Genomic DNA, 20,601 nt, shown 5'->3' with positions numbered 1-20,601 from the left:
ATGCCCGATGCGGGTGTGCTGGGCTATGCTGGCCAACCACGATATCCGGAGGGCACTGGCATTGGAGGAACCGCAGGCCACGCTGGCCCGCCTGAGGGCGGAACTGGACGCCATCGACGGCGAGCTGGTGGACATGGCGGCACGCCGGCAGCAGATCGTCGCCGAGATCGGACGGCTCAAGCGCCAGCACCGCCAGCCGACGCGCGACTTCACGCGCGAGCACGAAGTGCGCCAGCAGGCGCGGGCGCGCGCCGCGAGCCGCGGTCTCGACCCTGACCTCGGCGAGCGCCTGGTCGGCGCCATGATCGAGGCGTCGCTCACCAGCCAGGAGCGCGACCGTCTCGAGGCCCTGGGCACGGGTGCGGGTCGCAGCGCACTGGTGATCGGCGGCGCCGGGCGCATGGGCCGCTGGTTCACCGGCTTCCTCGCCACCCAGGGCTGGGACGTGAGCGTGGCGGACCCGGCCGGCGCCGTGCCCGGGCTGCCATGGCACGCCGACTGGCGCGAGCCGGCCCGCCGCGCCGAGCTGGTGATCGTGGCGGCGCCGCTGGCCGCGACCGCGGCGATCCTCGACGAGCTGGTGACCCTGCAGCCCGCCGGGCTGGTGGTGGAGATCGGGTCCATCAAGGCCCCGGTGGCCGCCTCGCTGGAGGCGCTGCGGGAAGCGGGTGTCGCCGTCGCTTCCATTCACCCCATGTTCGGTCCCGACGTGCGCCTGCTGGCCGGCAGGCACGTCATCCTGGTCGATATCGGTGCGCCGCAGGCCCTGGCCCAGGCGCGCGCCCTGTTCGAGCAGACCTCCGCGGGGCTGGCGGAGATGTCGCTGGAGCAGCACGACCGCCTTGTCGCCTGGGTGCTGGGTCTGTCGCATGCAGCCAACATCGCTTTCTTCACTGCGCTGGCGCGCAGCGGCCGGCCGATCCACGAGCTGGCCGGGTTCGCCAGCACCACCTTCGGCGCCCAGCTCGCGGTGGCTGCGCGGGTGGCGGCCGAGAACCCGGAGCTGTACTTCGAGATCCAGTCGCTCAACCCGCACGGCACCGAGCCGGTGGCCGCGCTGGCGGCCGCCGCCGCGCAGGTCGAGCGGGCCGTCGCTGCGGGCGACGCCGCCGGCTTCACCGAGCTCATGCGCGCCGGGGCGCGTTACCTGCGCGAGGCGGACGCATGAGGCGAGCCGACATGGTCGGCTCGCTCTACGATCTCGTCACCGGCGACGAGGATGCGCGTGTCTGCAAGGACATCCCGGACGCCGCCTGCAACGACCAGCCGGCAAATTTCTTCCTGCAGCTCGGCGCCAATGTGTGCACCAAGATCGGCGACGAGCTGGCGAGTGCCAAGCTGGTGCTGCCCTGGCTCCTCGCTGCGGCGGGTGCGCCGGCGTTTTTCATCGGCCTGCTGGTGCCGGTGCGCGAGTCGCTGTCGCTGTTGCCGCAGCTGTTCGTTGCCGCGGCGATTCGTGCCCGTGCGGTGCGCAAGTGGTTCTGGATCGGCGGCAGCATCGTCCAGGCGGCGTGCGTGATGCTCATGGCGCTGGTGGCGGTATGGCTCGAGGGGGCCGCGGCGGGGTGGGCGGTGCTGGGGCTGCTGGTGGTCTTCAGCCTGGCGCGCGGCGTCAGCTCGGTGGCCGCCAAGGACGTGATGGGCAAGACCGTTTCCAAGACCCGGCGGGGCACGCTCACCGGCTACGCCACCGCGCTGTCCGGACTGGCGACCATTGCCGCCGGCGCGTGGCTGCAGTGGCGCGGCGGCGCGCCGGACGATGCCACGGGCCTGGTCGGGCTGTTGCTGCTGGCCGGCGGGCTGTGGCTGCTCGGCGCGGGGCTGTACTCCGGCCTGAGGGAGCAGCCGGGCGCGACCTCCGGCGGCGGCAATGCGGGGCGCGAAGCCGTAGCCAGCCTGTCGATCCTGGTCAGCGACCGTCCGTTCCGGCGTTTCGTCATCACCCGGGCCCTGCTGGTCTCCACTGCGCTGCTGGTGCCGTTCTATGCCGCCCTGGCGCGCGAGGTGTCCGATGCCGGCATCGGCGGGCTGGGCGCGCTGCTGGTGGCGGCCGGCGTGGCCTCCACCGTCAGCTCGGGTTTCTGGGGGCGCATGTCGGACCGTTCCAGTCGCGAGGTATTGCGGCTCGCGGCCACGGGCGCGGGGCTCCTCAGCCTCGGGGTTGCGGCCTGGCAGCTGGCCGGCGCACCGTTATTAGCGGGCGAATTCGTGCTGGTGGCGGCGTTTTTTCTCATCGGCATCGCCCACGCCGGGGTGCGTATCGGGCGCAAGACCTACCTGGTCGACATGGCCACGGCCGAGACGCGCGCCACCTACGTGGCGGTCAGCAACACCGCCATCGGCGTGGTGCTGCTGGCGGGCGGCGTGTTCGGCCTGGTGGCCGAGGTCGTGGGCACGGCCGCAACCATCGGCGTGCTCGGCCTGGTCTGCCTGGCGGGCGCCCTCGGGGCCGCGCGCCTGGACGAAGTGACTGACTGATCGGATGGAGGCAGCAAGGTGACTGACGACATGATTCTCCTTGGCGGCGGCCCGGCCGGGCATGTGACGCTGGACCCGAAATACGCCAACCGCCACGGCCTGATCGCGGGCGCCACGGGCACCGGCAAGACGGTCTCTCTCCAGGTCCTCGCCGAGGCCTTTTCGGCGCGCGGCGCGCCGGTGTTCCTGGCGGACGTGAAGGGCGACCTGGCCGGGCTGTCCCAGGCGGGCAAGCCGCATCCCAAGATCGACGAGCGCGTCGCCACCATCGGCATGCCGCCCCCGGTGCTGGCGCCGTCGCCGGTCGTGTTCTGGGACGTGTTCGGCCAGGGCGGGCACCAGCTGCGCACCACCGTGTCGGAGATGGGGCCGATGCTGCTGGCGCGGCTGCTCGAGCTCAACGAGACCCAGGAGGGCGTGCTGCACGTGGTGTTCCGCCTCGCGGACGAGGACGGCCTGCTCTTGCTCGACATCCCCGACCTGCGCGCGCTGCTGCAGTATGCCGCCGACAATGAGCGCGAGATTTCGACGCGCTATGGCCGCATCACGCGCGCGTCCATCGGCGCCATCCAGCGGCGCCTGCTGGCGCTGGAGTCACAGGGCGGCGACAGCTTCTTCGGCGAGCCGGCGCTCAAGCTGGCCGACCTGATGCGCACCGACCTGTCGGGGCGCGGCATCATCAATGTGCTGGATGCGCGCGCGCTGTTCCATTCTCCGCGCGTGTACGCCACCTGCCTGTTGTGGCTGCTGGCCGAGTTGTTCGAGCAGCTGCCCGAGGTCGGTGATCCGCCGGTGCCGAAGCTGGTGTTCTTCTTCGACGAGGCGCATCTGCTGTTCGACAACGCCCCCCCGGCGCTGGTGAGCAAGGTCGAGCAGGTGGTGCGGCTGGTGCGCTCCAAGGGCGTGGGCGTCTGGTTCGTGACGCAGAGCCCGCTGGACCTGCCCGACCCGGTGCTGGGCCAGCTCGGCAACCGGGTCCAGCATGCCCTGCGCGCCTTCACGCCGCGCGACCAGAAAGCGGTGCGCGCCGCGGCGACGACGTTTCGCCAGAACCCCGAGCTGGACACGGAGACCGCGATCACCGAGCTCGGCGTGGGCGAGGCGCTGGTCTCGACGCTGGAAGCCAAGGGCGTGCCCGGCGTGGTGCAGCGCTGCCTGATGCGGCCGCCCTGTTCGCGCATCGGCCCGATCAGCGATGAGGAGCGCGCCACGGTGCGCGGCCGCAGCCCGGTCGGCGGCACCTACGACCAGGCTGTGAACCGCGAGTCGGCGTACGAGATCCTGTCGGCGCGCGCCGCGCAGGCGGCCGCAGAGGAGGCGCGGGCCGCGGCCGAGCGCGCCGCGGCGGAGGAGGCGGCGCGAGCAGAGAAAGCGCGCCGCCCGCGCGCCAGCAACCGGCAGGGGTATGTCGAGGCGGCGACGAAGAGCGCGGTGCGCAGCATGAGCAGCCAGCTTGGCCGCAGCATCGGCCAGTCGCTGTTGCGCGGGATCCTGGGCTCGCTCACCAGGAAGCGCTGAGGCTACGCCTCAGGCGCTGCGCCCGGCATACTCGCCGGGCAGGGCGCTGAGCACCACCCGTTCGCCCCACAGCTTGTTGAGCGGTGCCGACAGCACGGCCGGATCACCGCTGGTCCAGAACTCCACGCCGCTGGCGCGGGCGAAGGTCGAGCCCAGGGACTCCGCCACCTGGCGCACGCGCCGGGCGACGGCGGCGCCGGTGTCGATGATCTCGATGCCGCTGCCGGCGATCTCCTCGATGACCGGGCGCAGGAAGACGAAGTGGGTGCACCCCAGCACCAGCGTGTCCACGCCTGCGCGCAGCAGCGGTGCGGTGTATTGCTCGACCAGCGCCCGTGTGCGCGCGCCGTCGAGGTCGCCCGCTTCGACCTGCTCCACCAGCCCCGGGCAGGCCCGCGTCAGCACCTCGATGTCGCTGCCGAACTGGTCCAGCAGGGCGGCGAAACGAGCGCTCTGCAGCGTGCCCACGGTGGCGAGCACGCCAACCTTGCCGTTGCGCGTGGCAGCGGTGGCCGGCTTGACCGCAGGCTCCATGCCGACGATGGGCAAGCCCAGCGTCTCGCGCAGCAGCGGCACGGCCGCCGCGGTGGCGGTGTTGCAGGCCACCACCACGACGTCGGCGCCGTGCTCGACCAGGAAGCGCGCCAGGGCGCGCGAGCGGACCTGGATGAAATCGTCGCCGCGCGGACCGTAGGGCACCCAGGCCGAATCCGACACGTAGTGCAGGGAGGCATCCGGCATTTCACGCCGAATCTCCCGCAACACGGACACGCCGCCAAGCCCTGAGTCGAACACGCCGATGCGCAATGGATTCTCCTGCTAAACCCGTCAAAGGTACCTGCGCCCGCAGGCCGCCGCAACATCCTTGTAACACGCGCCGGGGGCCTGCTGCTGCGCTCCGCGCATGTCTATAATGGGCGAGTCAAACGGCCGTATGACTCGCAAGGGTCTGCGGTTCAGCCCATCGCCCCAGTCGCCTGCGGCGCGATCCCCAGGTCGCGTGCGCCGGCGCTCACCACACACGGGACAGCGAGTCATGACAGACGCATACATTCTCGACCACGTGCGCACGCCGCGCGGCCGCGGCAAGCCCAACGGCGCCCTCCATGGCATCACGCCCATGCAGCTGCTCACCCAGGTGCTGCAGTCGCTGCGCGACCGCAACCAGCTGGACACGGCGCTCATCGAGGACGTCATCATCGGCTGCGTGGCCCCGGTCGGCGAGCAGGGCGCAGACATCGCCCGCGTGGCGGCGCTGAACGCGGGTTTCGACGAGGGCGTGCCGGGCAAACAGATCAACCGCTTCTGCGCCTCGGGGCTGGAAGCCGTGAACACCGCCGCCGCACTGGTGATGTCCGGCCAGGCCGACCTGGTGGTGGCCGGCGGCGTGGAATCGATGTCGCGCATTCCGATGGGCTCCGACGGCGGCGCCATGGCCACCGACCCGCAGGTGGCCTGGAACACCTACTTCGTGCCGCAGGGCATCAGCGCGGACCTCATCGCCACGCGCTATGGCATCAGCCGCGAAGACTGCGACGCCTACGCGCTGGAAAGCCAGCGGCGCGCCGCAGAGGCGTGGCAGGCAGGCCGCTTCGCCCAGTCGATCATGCCGGTGCGCGATCGCCTCGGGCAGGTGGTGCTGGACCACGACGAGCACATGCGCCCCGACACGACGCTCGAGGGCCTGGCCGGGCTCAAGGCGGCCTTCGAGATCCCGGGCCAGCAGGCCGGCTTCGACGCCGTCGCCATCCAGCGCTATCCCGACGTGGAGCGCATCCACCACGTCCACACCGGCGGCAACTCCAGCGGCATCGTGGACGGGGCTGCCGCGGTGCTGGTGGCCAGCAAGCGCATGGCGGAGCACCTCGGGCTGGCGACGCGTGCGCGCATCCGCGCCTTCGCCTCGGTCGGCAGCGAGCCGACCATCATGCTCACCGGCCCGGCGCCCTCGGCGCACAAGGCGCTGGAACGGGCGAAGATGAAGCGCAGCGACATCGACCTGTTCGAGCTCAACGAGGCTTTCGCCTCGGTGGTGCTGCGCTTCATGCAGCAGCTGGACGTGCCGCACGAGCAGATCAACGTCAACGGCGGCGCCATCGCCCTCGGGCACCCGCTGGGCGCCACCGGAGCGATGGTCCTGGGCACCCTGCTGGACGAAATGGAGCGGCGCGACCTGTCCACCGGGCTGGTCAACCTGTGCGTCGGCGCCGGCATGGGCACCGCCACCATTCTCGAGCGCGAGTGAGGGGAGTCGATCATGACTGAGACCATCAAGTATTCCGTGGACCAGGACGGCGTCGCGCTGCTGGTCATCGACATCCCCGGCCGGCCGATGAACGTGCTCACGCCGGAGTTCATGCAGGAACTGGAGCAGACGGTCGGCGGCCTCGTGGCCGACGACAAGGTCAAGGGCGCGGTGATCACCTCCGGCAAGGACAGCTTCATCGCCGGCGCCGACCTCAAGGACCTGGTCGGCGTGTTCGGGCGCATGCAGGACCCGGCCGAGATCTACGGTTTCGCGCGCAGCTTCAGCCTGCTGTTTCGCAAGCTGGAGACCTGCGGCAAGCCGCTCGTCGCCGCCATCAACGGCACCGCGCTGGGTGGCGGTCTCGAGCTGTGCCTGGCCTGCCACCACCGCGTCGCGCTGAAGAACCCGAAGGCGAAGATCGGCCTGCCGGAAGTGCAGGTGGGCCTGCTGCCCGGCGCCGGCGGCACCCAGCGCCTGCCGCGCATGATCGGCAGCGAGAAGGCGCTCATGCTGATGGTCGAGGGCACGCATCTCGACCCGGTGAAGGCGCACGAGACCGGCTTCATCGAGGAGCTGGCGGACTCGCCGGAGGACATGATCGCCAAGGCGCGGGCCTGGATCCTGGAGCAAGGCGACCCGGTGCAGCCCTGGGACAAGAAGGGCTTCAAGTTCCCCGGCGGCCCCGGCGCCAGCCGCCCGGGCACGGCGCAGACCTTCATGGTCGGCACCGCGCTGGTGGCGCAGAAGACGCAGCGCAATTACCCGGCGCCGATCGCCATCCTGTCCTGCGTCTACGAGGGCAGCATCGTCCCCATCGACAAGGGCCTCGAGATCGAGTCGCAGTATTTCACCGAGCTGCTCACCGGGCCGGTGGCGCGCAACATGATCCGCACGTTGTTCCTCGACAAGGGCGCGGCCGACAAGCTGGCGCGCCGGCCCAAGGGTATCGACAAGGTCCCGGTGCAGAAGCTGGGCATCCTCGGCGCGGGCATGATGGGTGCGGGCATTGCCTACGTCTCCGCCTTCGCCGGCATGGACGTGGTGCTGCTGGACATGGAGCTGGCGAGTGCGGAGAAGGGCAAGGGCTACTCCAAGGCCCTGCTGGAGAAGCGTGTGTCGCGCGGCAAGATGGCGGCGGACAAGGCCGAAGCCGTGCTGGCGCGCATCAAGCCGACCACCGACTATGCCGACCTCGAGGGCTGCGACCTGATCATCGAGGCCGTGTTCGAGGACCGCGACATCAAGCGCAAGGTGACCGAGGCCACCGAGGCGGTCATTCCCGCGGGCTCGATCTTCGCCTCCAACACCTCGACGCTGCCCATCACGGGCCTGGCCGAGGCCTCGAAGCGGCCCGACCAATTCATCGGCATCCACTTCTTCTCGCCGGTGGACAAGATGCCCCTGGTCGAGATCATCGTCGGCGCCAAGACCGGCGACGTGGCCGTGGCGCGCGCGCTCGACTACGTGCAGCAGATCCGCAAGACGCCGATCGTGGTCAACGACAGCCGCGGCTTCTACACCAGCCGCGTGTTCAGCACTTACGTCAAGGAAGGGCTGGCGATGCTGGCGGAAGGCGTGAAGCCGGCGCTGATCGAGAACGCGGCGAAGATGGCCGGCATGCCGGTCGGCCCGCTGGCGGTGTCGGACGAGGTCACGCTCGACCTGCAGTACAAGATCATGAAGCAGACGCGCAAGGACCTCGGCGGCGATTACCGCGAGCATCCGGCGGACGCCGTGATCGTGAAGTTCCACGACGAGCTGAAGCGGCTCGGCAAGCGCTACGGCGCCGGCTTCTACGATTACCCGGAGGGCGGCAAGAAGCATCTCTGGCCCGGCCTCGCCGAGGTCTACCCCCCGGCTGCCGAGCAGCCCGACGTAGAGGCCGTGAAGCGGCGCCTGCTGTACATCCAGTCGCTGGAGACGGCGCGCTGCCTGGAGGAAGGCGTGGTCACCGACCCGGCCGACGCCGACGTCGGCTCCATCTTCGGCTGGGGCTTCCCGCCGTGGACCGGCGGCACCGCCAGTTACATCGACACCGTGGGCATGGCTGATTTCCTCGCCGCCTGCGACGCCATGGCGGACGACTTCGGCGAGCACTACCGGCCTTCGGAGTGGCTGCGCGGCCGCGAGCGGATGCGCTGATGTCGGCCGCAGAGGAAGACGGCGGGACCGTGCGGTACGAACAGCGCGGTCGCGTCGCGCTGGTCACGCTGAACCGCCCGGAAGTGCTCAACGCCTTCAACCGGCAGCTGGCGCACGACCTGCGCGATGCCCTGATGCGCGCGGCCGCGGACCGCTCGGTGCGGGCCGTGGTGCTGCGCGGGGCAGAGGGCAAGTTCAGCGCCGGAGCGGACCTGAAGCAGGGCTTCCCGACCGACCGCCGCGTCGAGGACCTCCTCAACACGGACTTCCGCCCCGTGCTGGACATGATCGCGGGCATGGAGAAGCCGGTGATCGCCGCGGTCGCCGGCCCGGCGGCCGGCATCGGCCTGTCGTTCGCGCTCGCCTGCGACCTGGTGATGATGGCGGAGGACGCTTATTTCCTTTCGCCGTTCGCCGCCATCGGGCTCATTCCCGACGGTGGCGCCACCTGGCTGCTGGCGCGGACGCTCGGTTATCACCGTGCCTACCAGCTGTGCGTGGAAAGCGAGCGCGTGCCCGCGGCGCGCTGCCTGGAGCTGGGGCTGGCCAACCGCGTGGTGCCGTCGGGCGAGCTGGACGCCGAGAGCCTGGCCTGGGCGGAAAGCCTGGCGGAGCGGGCGCCGCTCGCCCTGGCGCGCACCAAGCTCGCCATGCGCGCTGCCATGACGCTGAGCTTCAGCGAGGCCGTGGCTTACGAGGCGCAGCTGCAGAACGTGTGCGTGGAGAGCGAGGACGCGAAGGAGGGCGTGGCCGCCTTCCTCGGCAAGCGCAAGGCGGAGTTCAAGGGGAAGTGACTATGCACCGCAATATTTTCGAGGAAGACCACGAGATCTTTCGGGACTCCGTGACGAAGTTCCTGCAGGCCGAGGTGCAGCCGCACCTCGACCGCTGGCTGGAGGCCGGCATCATCGACCGCGAGCTGTTCCGGAAGGCGGGCGACCAGGGTTATTGCCTGATGTGGGCCGACGAGGCCTACGGCGGCATGGGCGTGCACGACTTTCGCTTCGAGCAGATCCTGATCGAGGAAAACGCCTTCCATGGCGACGCGGGCTTCGGCCTGTCGCTGCACAGCCGCCTGTGCGCGCCCTATATCGGCCAGCTCGGCAGCGAGGAGCAGAAGCAGCGTTTCCTGCCGGGCTGCATCAGCGGCGAGACCATCCTCGGCATCGCCATGACGGAGCCGGGCGCCGGCAGCGACGTCGCCGGCATCCGCACCATGGCCGTGGAGCAGGACGATCACTGGGTGCTGAACGGCTCGAAGATCTACATCTCCAACGGCATCAACGGCGATTTGTTCATCGTCGCCGCGCGCACCGTGCCCGACCATCCGCACGGCATCGGCCTGTTCCTGGTCGAGCGCGGCATGGAGGGTTTCACCCGCGGCCGCAACCTGAAGAAGCTGGGCCTCAAGGCGCAGGACACGGCGGAGCTGTTCTTCGACCAGGTCAAGGTGCCGAAGGCCAACGTGCTGGGCGATCCACGCAAGGGCTTCTATTACCTGATGCAGTTCCTTGCCGAGGAGCGCCTCATCGTGGCCTGCGGCTGCGTTGCCGCGGCCGAGGCGGCGCTGCGTATCACCATCGACTACGTCAAGGAGCGCCGCGCCTTCGGCAAGGCGATCGCGGAGTTCCAGAACACCCGCTTCAAGCTGGCCGAGATGCGCACGAAGATCGACGCCGCGCAGGCCTTCGTCGATCGCTGCGTCATGGACCACAACGAGGGCAAGCTCAGCGCCGAGGTGGCGGCCGAGGCCAAGCTGTTCACCAGCGAGCTGGAGGGCTGGGTCACGGACGAGTGCCTGCAGCTGCACGGCGGCGCCGGCTACATGGACGAGTACCCCATCTCCCGACTGTACGCCAATGCCCGCGTGTCGCGCATCTATGCCGGCAGCAGCGAGATCATGAAAGAAATCGTCGCCCGCTCCATGGGCCTGGATCCGCGCCGTGGCTCTGCCTGAGTCCTTCCGCAGCCGCATCGCGGTGCCGGCGGTGGCGGCGCCGATGTTCCTGGTCTCCGGGCCCGAGTTGATCATCGAGACCTGCAAGGGCGGCATCCCGGCGGCCTTCCCGGCGCTCAACCGGCGCAGCACGGCGGAATTCGTCGAGTGGCTCGACGAGGTCGGCGGCGCGCTGGACGAGACCCACGCGCCGTGGGGCGTGAACCTGATCGTGCATCGCTCCAACCCGCGCCTCGAGGCTGACCTCGCCGCCTGCGTGGAGCACAAGGTGCCGTTCATCGTCACTTCGCTCGGTGCGGTGCCGGACCTCGTCAAGGCGGTGCACGGCTACGGCGGCGTGGTGTTCCACGACGTGATCAGCATCCGCCACGCCCACAAGGCGGCGGAGGCCGGCGTGGACGGATTGATCGCGGTGTGCGCGGGCGCCGGCGGTCACTCCGGCGCCACCAGCCCCTTCGCGCTCACCAGCGAGATCCGCCAGTTCTTCGACGGCACCCTGCTGCTGGCCGGCGCCATCAATGAAGGCCACCAGGTCGCGGCAGCGCTGGTGATGGGCGCGGACCTGGCCTGGATGGGCAGCCGCTTCATCGCCACGCGCGAGAGCCTGGCGCCGGAGGCCTACAAGCAGATGATGCTGCGCGCCGCCGCCAAGGACATCGTCTACACGGACGCGGTCTCCGGCGTGCCGGCGAATTTCCTGCGCGAGAGCCTCGAGGCCAACGACTTCGACGTCGTGGAACTGCTGAAGCGCGGCCTGGGCAGCGGCAAGCTCAAGGACCTTGGCGACGAGGCCAAGGCGTGGAAGACCATCTGGTCGGCCGGGCAGGGGGTGGGCGGCGTGCAGGACGTGCCCAGCGCCGCCGAGCTGTGCGCGCGCCTGAAGAGCGAGTTCGACGCGGCCTGCGCCGCCGGGGTGCCCTGGCCGGAGCGCGGCTGATGGCGGGACCGCTGGCGGGCCTGAAGATCATCGAGGTCGCGGGGCTCGGCGCCGGGCCCTACTGCGGCATGATGCTGGCGGACATGGGCGCGGACGTCATCCGCATCGAGCGCATGCCGGCGCCGCCCGCCATCCCGGACCCGCTGGCGCGCAGCCGGCGCTCCGTCGCCCTGGACCTGAAGCAGCCGGCAGGCCTCGAGGCGCTGTTGCAGCTGGTGGACGGGGCTGACGCGCTGTTCGAAGGTTTCCGCCCCGGCGTGGCGGAGCGGCTTGGCTTCGGGCCGGAGGCCTGCCTGGAACGTAACCCGCGCCTGGTCTACGGCCGCATGACGGGCTGGGGCCAGGACGGGCCGCTGGCGCCGCGCGCCGGCCACGACCTGAATTACATCGCGCTGTCCGGCGCCCTGCACAGCATCGGCGTCAAGGGCGGCAAGCCGGTGCCGCCGCTGAACCTCGTCGGCGACTTCGGCGGCGGCGGGCTGTTGCTGGCCTTCGGCATGGTGTGCGCGCTGCTGGAGCGCGCGCGTTCCGGCCGCGGCCAGGTGGTCGACGCGGCCATGCTCGACGGCGCCATCTCGATGATGGCCATGTTCTGCGGCTTCCGCGCCATGGGCCTGTTCGACGACGCCACCGGTTCCAACCTGCTCGGCGGCGCAGCGCACTTCTATGACACCTACGAGACCGCCGACGGGCGCTTTCTCGCCGTGGCGCCGATCGAGCCGGAGTTCTACGCCGAGTTTCTCGAGCGCATGGGCGTGGACCGGGAACGTTTCCTGCCGCACGGCTTCCGCTTGGGGCGCATAGACAGTTCGCATTGGGATACGCTGAAGCGCGAGCTGGCCGAGGTGTTCCGCACGCGCACGCGCGACGAGTGGTGTGCGCTGTTCGCCGATTGCGACGCCTGCGTGACGCCGGTGCTGGGCTTGTCGGAAGCGCCGCAGCACCCGCACAACGCTGCGCGGCGCAACTTCGTCGAGGTCGGCGGGGTGATGCAGAACGCGCCGGCGCCGCGTTTCAGCCGCAGCACGCCGGAGCGGCCCTCGCCGCCGCGGCGGCCGGGCGCGGACACCCGGACGGTGCTCGCGGAGGCAGGTTTAGACGCGGCCGCGCTGGCGGCCCTGGCAGAGGCGGGCGTGATCCCGCCGCAAGAGGACTGAGAAATGAGCGAGACACGCGTCAACATCGAGCGCCGCGACCACGTGGCCGTGGTCACCCTGGCGCGGCCGGAGAAGCGCAACGCCCTGGACAGCGCCATGTTCCAGGCGCTGGACGAGGCCGCCCGCACCCTCTCGACGGATCCCGAGCTGCGCGCCGTGGTGCTGGCCGGCGAGGGCAAGAGCTTCTGTGCCGGGCTGGACCTGGTGTCTTTCGCCAGCGGCGCCGCTGAGATGCGCAAGCTGCTCGACCGGCCCGAGGGCGAGGAGGCCAACCTGGCGCAGCGGGTCGGCTGGGCCTGGCGCCGCTGCCCGGTGCCGGTGATCGCCGCGCTGCACGGCGAGGTGTTCGGCGGCGGGCTGCAGGTGGCGCTGGGCGCCGACATCCGCATCGCCCGTCCCGACGCGAAGCTCTCCGTGATGGAGGTACGCTGGGGCCTGATCCCCGACATGGCGGGGAGCCAGACGCTGCGCAACCTGGTGCGGCGCGACGTCGCGCTCGAACTCGCCTGGACCGGGCGCATCGTGCCGGGCGAGGAGGCGGCCGCGCTGGGCCTGGTGACCCGCCTGGCGGACGATCCACTGGCCGCGGCGCTGGCCCTCGCGGAGACCATCGCCGGCCACTCGCCCGACGCGGTGCGCGGCGTGAAACGACTGTTCAACGAGGCCTGGGCCTGCAGTGCCGCGGAGGCGCTGCGGCTGGAGGAGCAGTTGCAGCTGCAGATCATCGGGCGGCCGAACCAGGTGGAGGCGGTGCGCGCCGGCATGGCGGGCGAAACGCCGCGCTTCGGGCCGGCGCGGACATGAGCGTGGAACAGGCGCCGACCACCGGGCATGCGGGCACGCGGCGGCGGGACGGCAAGGGCAAGCGCATCGCCCTGGTGCTGGGCAGCGGCGGCGCCCGCGGACTGGCGCACATCGGCGTGATCCAGCACCTGGAGGAACTGGGGCACGAGATCGTCTACATCTCCGGCTGCTCCATGGGCGCGCTGGTGGGGGGCATCTATGCCGCCGGCCAGCTCGAGGCCTACGCGGAGTGGGCGCGCAAGCTGGAGAAGCGCGACATGTTCAGCCTGCTGGACCTGGCCTTCGGCTGGAAGGGCCTGTTCAAGGGCGATCGCCTCATGGGCGTGCTGAAAGAACTGGTCGGCGAGCACGTCATCGAGGACCTGCCGATCGGGTTCACGGCCGTCGCCACCGACCTGCTGGAGCAGCGCGAGATCTGGCTCAACAAGGGCCCGCTGTTCGACGCCATCCGCGCGTCCATCGCCATCCCCACGGTGTTTACGCCGCACCCCTACCTGGGTCGCGTGCTGGTGGACGGCGGGCTGCTCAACCCGATCCCCATCGCCCCCGCGCTCAACCAGAACGCCGACATGATCATTGCCGTCAACCTCAACGCCCACTCGAAGCGCTCGCGCGAGCGGGTCACGGAGCTGATGCACCAGGACGGCGAGCCAGCGCCGGGCGACGGCGGCGCCACGGCCGCGGATGCCGCGGGGGAGGAGGAGCAAGGCGGCCCCAAGGTGCCCGGCATCCTCGATGTGGTCACGGTGTCTCTCGACCTGATGCAGAACTCCATCGCGCGCATGAAGCTGGCGTCGTACACGCCCGACCTGGTGATCGACGTGCCGCGCGACGCCTGCCTGTTCTACGAGTTCTATCGCGCCGAGGAAATGATCGCCCTCGGGCGGGAGCGCGCGCAGGAAACGCTCAGCCGGCAGCAGGACTGACTCAGCCCTTGGCCTGGTTGGCCACCGCCTCCGCGGCCCGCTTGGCGGCCTCGGGATCGCCCAGGTAGCGCCTGGAGGTGGCGCGCAGGTCGTCGTCCAGCTCATACACCAGCGGGATGCCGGTGGGGATGTTGAGCTTGAGGATCTCCTCCTCGCTGAGGCCGTCGAGCATTTTCACCAGCGCGCGCAGGCTGTTGCCGTGCGCGGCGATGACGACCTGCCGGCCGGCCCGGATGGCCGGGGCGATATGCTGTTCCCAGTAGGGCTGAACGCGCGCGAGGGTGTCCTTGAGCGATTCCGCCACCGGCAGCCGGGCCGGGTCGACGCCGGCGTAGCGGGGATCATGGCTCGGGTGCCCCGGGTCGTCTGCGGGCATGGGGGGCGGCGGCACGTCGTAGCTGCGGCGCCAGGTCAGCACCTGTTCCTCGCCGTGGCGCCTTACCGTCTCCGCCTTATCGAGGCCCTGCAGGGCGCCGTAGTGGCGCTCGTTCAGCTCCCAGGCGCGAGTCACCGGCACCCACATGCGGTCCATCTCGTCCATGACGATCCACAGCGTGCGAATGGCGCGCTTCAGGGTGGAGGTGAAGGCGAGATCGAAGTCGAGGCCCTCGGCCTTGATCAGTCGGGCGGCTTCCCTGGCCTCGGCCAGGCCCTGGTCGGTCAGGTCCACGTCCACCCAGCCGGTGAACAGGTTCTTCAGGTTCCACTCGCTCTGGCCGTGGCGCAGGAGGATCAGCGTATGTCCCATGTCTCAGGCTCCGGATGGAAGGGCCCTGGCGACGGCTCAGCCGGCCGCGCTCACCAGGTAATTGCCGCGGTTTTCGTCGAACTCGAGCCGGATCAGGCCGCGTGACTCCGCGTCCTTGAGCAGGTCCGAGAAGCTCTTGTAGCCGTAGTAGCTCTCGCTGAAGCCCGGGTGCACGCGCTTGATGGTCTGCTTCACCATCGAGCCCCACAGCTGGTCGTAGTCGGTGTCCAGCGAATCGACGATTTCCACCAGCTTGTCCATGGCCTCGGTCTTTTTGTCCGGCTTCTCGGCCTTGCTGCGCGTGCGCTTCGGCTTGGCCGCGGTGCGCGCCAGGTCGTCGTAGTAGATGAACTCGTCGCAGCCGTGGATCAGCAGGTCCGAGGTGGAGCTTTTCACGCCGCAGCCGATGACCCGCTTGTCGTTCTCCTTCAGCTTGGAGACCAGCGGCGAGAAGTCGCTGTCGCCCGAAAGCAGGGCGAAGACGTCGATGTGCTGCTTGGCGTAGCACAGGTCGAGCGCGTCCACGACCATGTGGATGTCGGCGCTGTTCTTGCCACTGTGGCGGCTTTGCGGGATGTCGATCATCTCGATGCCGTGGGCGTGGAACTCGCGCGTGTAATCGCGGTAGCCACTCCAGTCGCAGTAGGCGCGCTTGAACACCAGGCGGCCTTTTTCCAGCAGGCGCTTGATGACGAGCTCGACGCGAAACTTGCTGTCGCCCTTCATGTCGCGTACGCCGAGCGCGAGGTTCTCGAAATCGATGAATACCGCGATCAGCGGTTCGGTGGCCATGGGTGCGTTCCTCCGGCCGCGGGCACAGGCTCAGTCCTGCGCCAGGCGACGTATTTCCTGCAGTGCAACAGACAGGGTAGCAAAATCCAGCTGCGCCGCGTCACGCATTTCTTCCAGCGTCTGGCTGAAGTGCGCCGTGCGCTCCTCGGCGGACCGCATCCATGCCGCCACGGCGGCGCCTGCGTCCGTCCCGGACTCGCCGCAGCGGATGATGTTCGCGCACAGCGCGCGGTGCAGCCCGAACAGGTTGTCGCGCAGGCTGCCGCGTGCCTTGGCCTGCCACATGCCCTCGACGTGCAGGTTATCGACCTGGTCGGCGATCCAGTCCAGGTGCAGCGCGTCGCCGACGCGGAAATAGACCGCCGCGGCGTGGCGCACCCCGACCTTGCAGTTCTCGGCCAGGGCGATGATGTCGAGCGCCGTGTGCAGCGGCGCCAGCGCTGCGATCCGCCGCGCCAGGGCCGCCGGCAGGCCGGTCTCGGCGTACAGCTGCATGGCGCCCTCGTAGCGCTCCAGGCGACTGCCCTGGAGCACCTCCGGCAGGCACTCGGCGAGCTCGCGAATGCCGGGGTTGAGGCGCGCCACGGCGGCGGCGATGTCCGGCAGCTCGTCGCGGCGGTCCAGCAGCCAGCGCGTGGCCTGTTTCAGCAGCGCCTGGGTCGAACGCAGCATGGCGTGCTGGACGGAGGCTGCGACCTGGTTGTCGAGCGCCTCGATGGCCTCCCAGGTGGCGCGGATTTCGAACACCTCGCGCGCAATGGTGAAGGCGCGCGCCACTGCAGCGACGTCGGCGCCGGTCTCGTCCTGCATGCGGAAGGCGAACACCGAGCCCATGCGGTTCACCAGGCTGTTGGTGATCATGGTGGCGATGATGGCGCGTGCCAGCGGGTGCTCGCGCAGGTAGCTGGTGTAGCGTTTCTGCAGCGGCGCCGGGAAATAGCGTCCCAGCTCCTTGGAAAGGTATTCGTCCTCCGGGACGTTCGATTCCACCATTTCCGCGTACAGCGCCATCTTGGCGTAGCTCATCACCACGGCGAGCTCGGGGCGGGTCAGGCCGCGTCCGGCCTTGCGGCGCGCCTCGATGCCTTCCTCGTCGGGCAGGAATTCCAGGGCGCGGTTGAGCCCGGCGCGTTTCTCCAGCTGGCGGATGAACCAGGCGTGCTCGTTGATGCGCTCCGCGGCAGAGGATTCGGCGATGCTGATGGCCTGGGTCTGCAGGTAATTGTTGCGCAGCACCAGCGCGGCCACCTCTTCGGTCATGCCGACCAGCAGCTTCTCACGCCGTGCGGGGGTGAGCGCGCGGTGCCGGTTGGCGACGTTGATGAGGATCTTGATGTTGACCTCGTGGTCGGAGCAGTCCACGCCGCCGGAGTTGTCGATGAAGTCGGTGTTGATGCGACCGCCGTTGAGCGCGTACTCGACCCGGCCGAGCTGCGTGCAGCCGAGGTTGCCGCCCTCGCCGACCACGCGGCAGCGCAGCTCGGCGCCGTTGATCCGTACCGCGTCGTTGGCGCGGTCGCCGACGTCGGCATGCGTTTCCGAGCTCGCCTTGACATAGGTGCCGATACCGCCGTTCCAGAGCAGGTCCACGCGCATGCGCAGGATGGCCTGGATCAGCTCGTCGGGCGTGACGCCCTCGCGCTCGAGCCCGAGGAGCGCGCGGGCCTGTGGCGACAAGTTGATCAGCTTCTCGCTGCGGGACCAGACGCCGCCCCCGGCGGAGATCAGCGCCGGGTCGTAGTCGCTCCAGCTCGAACGCGGCAGCTCGAACAGGCGCTGGCGCTCGGCGTAAGCCTTGCCGGCGTCCGGCTCGGGGTCGAGAAAGATGTGCTGGTGGTTGAAGGCGGCGACCAGCCGCATGGAGCGCGACAGCAGCATGCCGTTGCCGAACACGTCGCCGCTCATGTCGCCGATGCCGGCGGCGGTGAAGGGGTCGGCCTGGGTGTCGATGCCCATTTCGCGGAAGTGGCGCTTCACCGCCTCCCAGCCGCCGCGCGCGGTGATGCCCATTTTCTTGTGGTCGTAGCCCATCGAGCCGCCCGAGGCGAAGGCGTCCCCCAACCAGAAGTCGTGCTCGGCAGCGACGGCATTGGCGATATCGGAGAAGGTGGCCGTGCCCTTGTCGGCGGCGACCACGAGGTAACTGTCGTCGCCGTCGTGCCGCACCACGTCGCGCGGCGGAAGCAGCACGCCGTCGTGGAGGTTGTCCGTCAGGTCGAGCAGTCCGTTGATGAAGGTACGGTAGCAGTACACGACTTCCTTCATGACGGCGTCGCGGTCGCCGGCAGGGAGCTTCTTCGGCACGAAGCCGCCCTTGGCGCCGACGGGCACGATGAGCACGTTCTTCACCGCCTGCGCCTTCATCAGGCCGAGGATCTCGGTGCGGAAGTCCTCGCGCCGGTCCGACCAGCGCAGCCCGCCGCGCGCGACCAGGCCGCCGCGCAGGTGCACGCCTTCGACCCGCGGCGAGTAGACGAAGATCTCGAACATGGGTCGCGGCAGCGGCAGGTCGGGAATCCGCCGCGGGTCGAACTTCAGCGACAGGTAAGGCTTCGGGCGCCCGTGATCGTCAGGCTGGAAGTAGTTGCTGCGCAGCGTGGCGGCGATGAGCGCGCGGAAGGCGTTCAGCATGCGGTCCGCGTCCAGGCTGGAGACCTCGTCCAGTGCGTGCGAGATGGCCTGGTTGACCGTCAGCTCGATGCGTTCCCGACGCTTCTCGGGCAGTTCGGGGTTGAAGCGGCCCTCGAAGAATTCCACCAGCATCTGTGCCACCAGCGCGTGGTCCGACAGCACCTGTTCCATGTAGGCCTGGGAGTAGGGCAGGCCCGTCTGCAACAGGTAGCGACACAGGGCCCGCAGAAGCATGGCCTGGCGCCAGTTCAGGCCGGCCTTGAGGATGAGACGGTTGAAGCCGTCGTTCTCGACCCGCTGCAGCCAGACCTGCTCAAAGGCCTGCTGGAACAGCTCGCTGACCTTGCCGGGGCTGATGGCCTGGCCGTCCGCGGTGCGCATCTCGAAATCCTGCACCCATACCCAATGGCTGCCGGAGTCTCCCGCTTCGGTCGCCCCACGGACCCGGTAGGGCCGTTCGCTTATGACCTTGAGCCCCATGTTCTCGAGCATCGGCAGCACTTCGGAGAGCGGCAGCGGCTCATCGGCGCGGAACAGCTTGAAGCGCACCTGGTCCGCGTCGAAGCCTTCCGGCCGGTAGAGGCTCATGCGCAGCCGGCGCGGCTCGGCCTTGATCGCTTCCAGTCGCTCGATGTCGAAAGTCGCCTCGCGCGGGCTGACGTCCTCGAGGTAGGCGGCGGGAAAGGCGTCGGTGTACTCCTGCAGCAGGGCGAGTCCTTCCTCCTCGCCGAAACGATCGACGAGCTCGGCGCGCAACAGGTCCGCCCAGGTGCGTACCGAGTCCGCGATGCGCCGCTCGATTGCACCCACCTGCACGCGCGGGGCGGTGCCCTGCGGCGTGCGCACGATGAAATGCACCCGCGCGAGGTTGGACTCCGACATTTCCACCGAGGACTCGATGCCGACGCCGTCGAGCGCCTCGAGCAGGATGTCCTGGATGCGCTCGCGCACCTGCGTGTTGTAGCGGTCACGCGGCACGAACACCAGGCAGGAGAAGAAACGGCGGAAGGCGTCGCGCCGCACGAACAGCTTGGTGCGCTGGCGTTCCTGCAGGGAATAGATGCCGGTGCTGATGCGAATCAACTCCTCCAGCGAGCTCTGGAACAGCTCGTCCCGCGGATAGGTGTCGAGGATGTGCACCAGCGCCTTGCCGCCGTGGCTGTCCGGGCGCAGCCCGGAATTCGCCACCACGCGACGCAGCTTGTCGCGCAGCAGCGGGATCTCGCGCGGGTTGCGGCTGTAGGCCGCGGAGGTCCACAGGCCGAGGAAGCGACGCTCGCCGACGACGTGCCCGGCGTCGTCGAAGCGCTTCACGCCGACGTAGTCGAGGTAGCTGTTGCGATGCACCGTGGCGCGCGAGTTCGCCTTGGTGATGATGAGCAGGTCCCGGGAGCGGGCCTGGCGACGGATCTCCCGGCCGGCGAGGCGCGTGCTTTCACGTGCTTCGCTCGGCGGCGGGCGGCGCAGGATGCCGAGTGCAGTGTCCGGCACCGGGCGCAGCTCGTCCTCGTCCTCGCCGGGCACCAGGTCGTACTCACGGTAGCCAAGGAAAGTGAAATGGTCTTCCGCCATCCATTCCAGCAGCTCCCGGCTCTCCTTGACCACCTCGGCATCGAGCGGCGGCGGGCTTTGTTCCAGCTCGGCGCAGATCTCGCGCGCCCGGGCGCGCATGGTGCCCCAGTCCGCGCAGGCCGCGCGCACGTCACCCAGCGCGCGTTCCAGCCCCGCGGTGAGTGCCTGCAGCGCCTCGGGCGCTGTGACGCGGTCGATCTCCAGGTGCATGAACGACTCGAGGCGCGCCTCGGGACCGGCGTGGTCCGGCGGCGGCACGTCCAGCACCTGGCCTGCGTCGTCGCGTACCACCTGCAGCACCGGGTGCACCGTGAGGTGAATGTAGTTCCCGTGCCGGTTGAGCGACATGCTGGTGGAGTCGACCAGGAAGGGCATGTCGTCGTTCACCACCTGCACGATGGTGTGTGGCGAGTGCCAGCCGTCGCGGCCGGCGTCGGGGTTGTAGACGCGGATGCCGGGACGGCCCGGCGTGCGGCGCCGTCCCAGCTCGAGGTGCGACAGCGCGGCGCCGGCGAGGTCCTCGACGGTGCGGTCTTTCAGGTCGTCGAGCGCGGTGTTGCGGTAGTACTGGCGGACGTAGGCCTCGAGGTCGATGCCGAAGCGGTCGCCGGCCGACGCCATGGCGCTCTCGGCCACCCTGGCCAGGAAGCGTTCACGTGCGTCGGCAGTGCGTGGATGCATGCAGCAGGTC

15 protein-coding genes are annotated in these 20,601 nt (G+C 69.7%); 11 read left to right on the top strand and 4 right to left on the bottom strand.

The window, feature by feature from the left end:
- The first annotated feature begins 61 nt into the window (after nucleotides 1-61).
- From G8346_RS13180 to G8346_RS13170, 3 genes are read left to right on the top strand one after another with little or no spacing between them, the layout of a single operon-like run.
- The gene (locus tag G8346_RS13180; protein WP_166052084.1) at nucleotides 62-1,168 is read left to right on the top strand and encodes a prephenate dehydrogenase/arogenate dehydrogenase family protein; all 1,107 of its coding nucleotides are present in this window, start codon (nucleotides 62-64) and stop codon (nucleotides 1,166-1,168) included.
- Complete coding sequence (locus G8346_RS13175; RefSeq protein ID WP_166052082.1) at nucleotides 1,165-2,478, top strand: MFS transporter; 1,314 nt, start codon at nucleotides 1,165-1,167, stop codon at nucleotides 2,476-2,478. Before G8346_RS13180 ends, G8346_RS13175 begins: the two co-directional genes overlap by 4 nt.
- Before the next feature lie 18 nt (nucleotides 2,479-2,496).
- On the top strand, nucleotides 2,497-3,996 hold the full coding sequence (locus G8346_RS13170) for a helicase HerA-like domain-containing protein (RefSeq protein ID WP_370520653.1): 1,500 nt from the start codon (nucleotides 2,497-2,499) through the stop codon (nucleotides 3,994-3,996).
- Between the two features lie 9 nt (nucleotides 3,997-4,005).
- On the opposite strand, the gene murI is transcribed toward G8346_RS13170, so the two are convergent.
- The gene (gene murI, locus G8346_RS13165) at nucleotides 4,006-4,803 is read right to left on the bottom strand and encodes a glutamate racemase (protein ID WP_166052079.1); all 798 of its coding nucleotides are present in this window, start codon (nucleotides 4,801-4,803) and stop codon (nucleotides 4,006-4,008) included.
- Nucleotides 4,804-5,032: 229 nt separating this feature from the next.
- Between murI and G8346_RS13160 the strand changes: the two genes are divergently transcribed.
- The 8 genes from G8346_RS13160 to G8346_RS13125 are packed head-to-tail and all read left to right on the top strand — an operon-like array spanning nucleotide 5,033 to nucleotide 14,167.
- Nucleotides 5,033-6,241, top strand: a complete 1,209-nt coding sequence (locus G8346_RS13160; protein ID WP_166052077.1) for an acetyl-CoA C-acetyltransferase — start codon at nucleotides 5,033-5,035, stop codon at nucleotides 6,239-6,241.
- Between the two features lie 12 nt (nucleotides 6,242-6,253).
- Nucleotides 6,254-8,386 (top strand): 3-hydroxyacyl-CoA dehydrogenase NAD-binding domain-containing protein, encoded by a 2,133-nt coding sequence (locus tag G8346_RS15030; RefSeq protein ID WP_166052075.1) that lies wholly within the window; start codon nucleotides 6,254-6,256, stop codon nucleotides 8,384-8,386.
- A complete protein-coding gene (locus tag G8346_RS13150) occupies nucleotides 8,386-9,180 on the top strand; it encodes an enoyl-CoA hydratase/isomerase family protein (protein ID WP_166052073.1) in 795 nt (264 codons plus the stop codon). Before G8346_RS15030 ends, G8346_RS13150 begins: the two co-directional genes overlap by 1 nt.
- Nucleotides 9,181-9,182: 2 nt before the next feature.
- Nucleotides 9,183-10,343, top strand: a complete 1,161-nt coding sequence (locus G8346_RS13145; protein ID WP_166052071.1) for an acyl-CoA dehydrogenase family protein — start codon at nucleotides 9,183-9,185, stop codon at nucleotides 10,341-10,343.
- Nucleotides 10,330-11,280 carry a nitronate monooxygenase family protein gene (locus G8346_RS13140; RefSeq protein WP_206202765.1) on the top strand — a complete coding sequence of 317 codons (951 nt, stop codon included), beginning with the start codon at nucleotides 10,330-10,332 and terminating at the stop codon, nucleotides 11,278-11,280. Before G8346_RS13145 ends, G8346_RS13140 begins: the two co-directional genes overlap by 14 nt.
- Nucleotides 11,280-12,437, top strand: coding sequence for a CaiB/BaiF CoA-transferase family protein (locus G8346_RS13135; RefSeq protein ID WP_166052069.1), 1,158 nt, complete (start codon nucleotides 11,280-11,282; stop codon nucleotides 12,435-12,437). The genes G8346_RS13140 and G8346_RS13135 overlap by 1 nt, the downstream gene beginning before the upstream one ends.
- A gap of 3 nt (nucleotides 12,438-12,440) precedes the next feature.
- Complete coding sequence (locus G8346_RS13130; protein WP_166052067.1) at nucleotides 12,441-13,241, top strand: crotonase/enoyl-CoA hydratase family protein; 801 nt, start codon at nucleotides 12,441-12,443, stop codon at nucleotides 13,239-13,241.
- Complete coding sequence (locus G8346_RS13125) at nucleotides 13,238-14,167, top strand: patatin-like phospholipase family protein (protein ID WP_166052065.1); 930 nt, start codon at nucleotides 13,238-13,240, stop codon at nucleotides 14,165-14,167. Before G8346_RS13130 ends, G8346_RS13125 begins: the two co-directional genes overlap by 4 nt.
- Before the next feature lies 1 nt (nucleotide 14,168).
- On the opposite strand, the gene gpmA is transcribed toward G8346_RS13125, so the two are convergent.
- Genes gpmA through G8346_RS13110 form a run of 3 tightly spaced genes read right to left on the bottom strand, consistent with a single transcriptional unit; the run spans nucleotide 14,169 to nucleotide 20,591 of the window.
- On the bottom strand, nucleotides 14,169-14,903 hold the full coding sequence (gene gpmA / locus G8346_RS13120; RefSeq protein WP_240901526.1) for a 2,3-diphosphoglycerate-dependent phosphoglycerate mutase: 735 nt from the start codon (nucleotides 14,901-14,903) through the stop codon (nucleotides 14,169-14,171).
- A gap of 48 nt (nucleotides 14,904-14,951) precedes the next feature.
- On the bottom strand, nucleotides 14,952-15,707 hold the full coding sequence (locus G8346_RS13115) for an NYN domain-containing protein (RefSeq protein ID WP_166052060.1): 756 nt from the start codon (nucleotides 15,705-15,707) through the stop codon (nucleotides 14,952-14,954).
- Between the two features lie 30 nt (nucleotides 15,708-15,737).
- On the bottom strand, nucleotides 15,738-20,591 hold the full coding sequence (locus G8346_RS13110) for an NAD-glutamate dehydrogenase (RefSeq protein ID WP_166052058.1): 4,854 nt from the start codon (nucleotides 20,589-20,591) through the stop codon (nucleotides 15,738-15,740).
- Between the last annotated feature and the right edge of the window lie 10 nt (nucleotides 20,592-20,601).

This window comes from Thioalkalivibrio sp. XN279 (assembly GCF_011089885.1).
GTDB lineage: Bacteria > Pseudomonadota > Gammaproteobacteria > Steroidobacterales > XN24 > XN24.
The sequence above is the reverse complement of the archived record's forward strand: the minus strand, read 5'-3'. Positions and strand labels throughout refer to the sequence as shown.

What these genes read in the sequence shown, in the direction of transcription:
- G8346_RS13175 (WP_166052082.1), top strand. Translation starts at nt 1,165, where the DNA reads ATGAGGCGAGCCGACATGGTCGGCTCGCTCTACGATCTCGTCACCGGC.
- G8346_RS13160 (WP_166052077.1), top strand. Translation starts at nt 5,033, where the DNA reads ATGACAGACGCATACATTCTCGACCACGTGCGCACGCCGCGCGGCCGC.
- G8346_RS15030 (WP_166052075.1), top strand. Translation starts at nt 6,254, where the DNA reads ATGACTGAGACCATCAAGTATTCCGTGGACCAGGACGGCGTCGCGCTG.
- G8346_RS13150 (WP_166052073.1), top strand. Translation starts at nt 8,386, where the DNA reads ATGTCGGCCGCAGAGGAAGACGGCGGGACCGTGCGGTACGAACAGCGC.
- G8346_RS13145 (WP_166052071.1), top strand. Translation starts at nt 9,183, where the DNA reads ATGCACCGCAATATTTTCGAGGAAGACCACGAGATCTTTCGGGACTCC.
- G8346_RS13135 (WP_166052069.1), top strand. Translation starts at nt 11,280, where the DNA reads ATGGCGGGACCGCTGGCGGGCCTGAAGATCATCGAGGTCGCGGGGCTC.
- G8346_RS13130 (WP_166052067.1), top strand. Translation starts at nt 12,441, where the DNA reads ATGAGCGAGACACGCGTCAACATCGAGCGCCGCGACCACGTGGCCGTG.
- G8346_RS13125 (WP_166052065.1), top strand. Translation starts at nt 13,238, where the DNA reads ATGAGCGTGGAACAGGCGCCGACCACCGGGCATGCGGGCACGCGGCGG.
- G8346_RS13115 (WP_166052060.1), bottom strand. Translation starts at nt 15,707, where the DNA reads ATGGCCACCGAACCGCTGATCGCGGTATTCATCGATTTCGAGAACCTC.
- G8346_RS13110 (WP_166052058.1), bottom strand. Translation starts at nt 20,591, where the DNA reads ATGCATCCACGCACTGCCGACGCACGTGAACGCTTCCTGGCCAGGGTG.